Raw genomic sequence first — 2,701 nt, forward strand, 5'->3', positions numbered from 1 at the left:
GCCGACCGCCGCGCTGGACTCCCCCTCCCGCCCCTGCCGCACCCGGGGGAGTGAATGACTGCGCCTGTGCTATCACCGTGCGCTCGCTGACAAGGTGAAAAGTGAAGGGGCCAAACTGATTGCCGTTCAATTCCATCAATTCAAGGATGATGACCTGTAACCGTTCAACCAAGTGTTCCATTGTTTCAGCTTCGGTAATCAGCCCTGGCACATCCTCACTCTCAGCAACCCAGACATTCACCTCGTCATCCCAAAAAGCGTGAATCTCAAGTAGGGTCATGGCGGGTCTTCTCGTGGTTAATGATCCATCGTAAGATTCCATCAGTTTATTGGCTCGCTCTAACCACTCTTGCTCTCGACTCAATTCCTGAGAGACTGCAATCTCGTCTTGGCTGAATTTCTCAAGATGCTCTGACACGGAAATAACAAATGCGCGTAGAATGGATAGGTCGCTCATGAGCGCTACTCAGGCCAATAATCGCCGGTAATCTGTTCAACCGTGAACTCGCATTCAAGAGGAAACTGCGAGTCATCACAATCCATTTCCCGTGCCGCCATGAGGCGGGCATCGCCGTAGGCATCAATAACGGTTCCGGGAAATAGCGGCTTGAGACTGGGATTTTTCTTGAGTAAGCGGTCAATACGGCGGCGTTGTTCTTTGATGGTCAGCCGCCAGCTATTTCCGCGCCGCGCCGGTTGAAACTCCCATTTCAGCAGGTGCGCCAGCAACACACCTAAACGACTTTCTAACTCCCGTTCTTTGCTCCCACCCATATCTTCAATCTCATCAATTAGGTGAGCGGTATCCAACTCGCTGAATAGCCCTTGCCGGATGAGCGCGGCCTGCTGCTGCGTCCACTGGTAAAAGTCAGTTTCGTAGGCTGTGGTCATGGGCGAATGGCTCTCAATCAAGAATTGTTGTCTTTAGGATAAGCACCAAAGTCTCCTACGTCTGGATCAGTAAGTCCAAAAAGCGCATCGCATTTTTCAGCTTCTGTCGCTATCTTGAATAACTTCACCGCAACACGAGTGGCTACTCTTGGGTTGTTTTCTGCAACTTTAAGAAATAAGTCGCGAAACTCGGAAACACCATCGTCTTGAGTTTCCATATCAACTCCTACAGAATCCATTAAGCCGCTACCAATTGTTTTTTATACTCAGTCACAAAGCGCATGAATCTCTAAAGAAGTCATAGGTGCGGTTCTTGTTCAGGTTGTTGGGGAAGTTGCGCGGGGTGTAACCCCTGCCTCGCCTGTTGCCGCTCCTTAACCAATCGATCCAGTTCAGTTCCGCTCACACGGGCAATGAACTCACTTAGAGTTTCCCCACTGAGCGCACACGCGGCTCGTAGCTGCTTGTGGGTGTCCGGTTCAAGCCGGATGGTGGTTTTCACCTCAGCCATTCGATAAGCCTCATTCTCAGGTGACAGTAAGCCCGAACGAGTGGGTTTGATGCCCGTTCGGCTTTTGCGTCCCAGTACATCCAATGGAGCCGCTGATGGAGTGTCATGTCCAATCCAGTCGGGCAACGAGAGATAAATCATCGGTGGTTCCAATGTAGTAGTCCAAGTTCGCTAGGCTCTTGTGTCGGGAATACTTCTTCGTTTCAGCAATGTCCTTGCCGGTCATCGCGTAAATGCGGGTGACAAAGGTCTTGCGGGCGCTATGACTGTTCACCTTGCCGTCAATGCCCAATCGGGCACACGCGGCGGTAATGACTTCGCTGGCCTGTTGCCGTGTGATCGCCTTGTTATCGCCCTTGCGGCTGAGGAACAGTGGAGTGCTGGCGGTAACTTCCCGGCCTTGATCCAGGTACAGGACGCGCAACGCTTCTACATCGGCGTGGTAGCGGGCGGGAACCTCGAACGACACATTGTCACTGCCCTTGGCACTGGCGATATGGACGTAGCGCCCTTCTACAGCGCCGAAGGTGAAGCTCAGGGTTTCGCTAATCCGAGTGCCAAAAGTTAAGCCGGTCAGTACCAACAACCGATCTCTAGGCGAAAGGTTAGCCAGTAGCGCCACCACTTCGGATTGTTCCAACACGCGACATCCTTTCATGGGTTGCACCCCCGGTTTAGTAGTTGACTCTATTATAGGTCAATAGTTCATTGAGTGTCAATCTTACAATTTATTAAATTGTCAGATTCGCTGTTTCCCCCCGTTGTCGACTGTGATCTCCGTGGATTCTGTGGAGTTTCAGCGGGTGAAGGTTGGAAGTAGGCGCGTAGCGGGTTGAAAGGGTGTGGCATGATCAAAGGCCACACCTTTACCGCCAGAGGTGGCCGTCGTGCGCAATATCGTAGTTCGCATAGGAAGTGACAGTGAATCGCGGCGAGTTCGGGCGCGATGAGCCAAATGCCATGGGATCATCTTATTGATGATCAGAGAAGGTTTTAGGGCGGGTAACGCGACCTTGATCCCCCCCACCCCGGTTTTCCGCGCCCCGCCGATCCTTCTTTACCTCCTCGACTTCGCAGACCTTTTTTCCAACGATGGGTGAAGCTAAGACCAGAGAAATCCAAGCGGGGGTCTTCAGTTCCCGCTGGGACGATAGAATCGGTTGGAACGGTGTCTTGAGGGATTCTCCCGGAAGGGAAGCCCATCATTCTTGGGCTGATCAATAGCAGTGCCCCTAAATTTTTCCCTTCTGTAAATTTTCCCGTGATAGTAAATTAGCATATACTGATAAGAGAAACTTT

At 51.8% G+C, this 2,701-nt stretch carries 4 protein-coding genes; all 4 read right to left on the minus strand.

Annotated features, from left to right (window positions below):
- Nucleotides 1–457, minus strand: a 457-nt coding sequence (locus tag BN874_RS25530; RefSeq protein WP_230314374.1) for a DUF1902 domain-containing protein, incomplete at its 3' end; no start/stop codon positions are given.
- 5 nt (nucleotides 458–462) lie between these two features.
- Nucleotides 463–891, minus strand: a complete 429-nt coding sequence (locus BN874_RS08400; protein WP_034432048.1) for a DUF29 domain-containing protein — start codon at nucleotides 889–891, stop codon at nucleotides 463–465.
- A gap of 17 nt (nucleotides 892–908) precedes the next feature.
- Complete coding sequence (locus tag BN874_RS08405) at nucleotides 909–1,109, minus strand: hypothetical protein (protein WP_034432050.1); 201 nt, start codon at nucleotides 1,107–1,109, stop codon at nucleotides 909–911.
- 396 nt (nucleotides 1,110–1,505) lie between these two features.
- Entirely contained in the window at nucleotides 1,506–2,045 is a 540-nt protein-coding gene (locus tag BN874_RS22405) for a tyrosine-type recombinase/integrase (RefSeq protein ID WP_051497597.1), read from the minus strand.
- Between the last annotated feature and the right edge of the window lie 656 nt (nucleotides 2,046–2,701).

It is taken from the genome of Candidatus Contendobacter odensis Run_B_J11, from assembly GCF_000531125.1.
GTDB lineage: Bacteria > Pseudomonadota > Gammaproteobacteria > Competibacterales > Competibacteraceae > Contendibacter > Contendibacter odensensis.

What these genes read in the sequence shown, in the direction of transcription:
- BN874_RS08400 (WP_034432048.1), bottom strand. Translation starts at nt 891, where the DNA reads ATGACCACAGCCTACGAAACTGACTTTTACCAGTGGACGCAGCAGCAG.
- BN874_RS08405 (WP_034432050.1), bottom strand. Translation starts at nt 1,109, where the DNA reads ATGGAAACTCAAGACGATGGTGTTTCCGAGTTTCGCGACTTATTTCTT.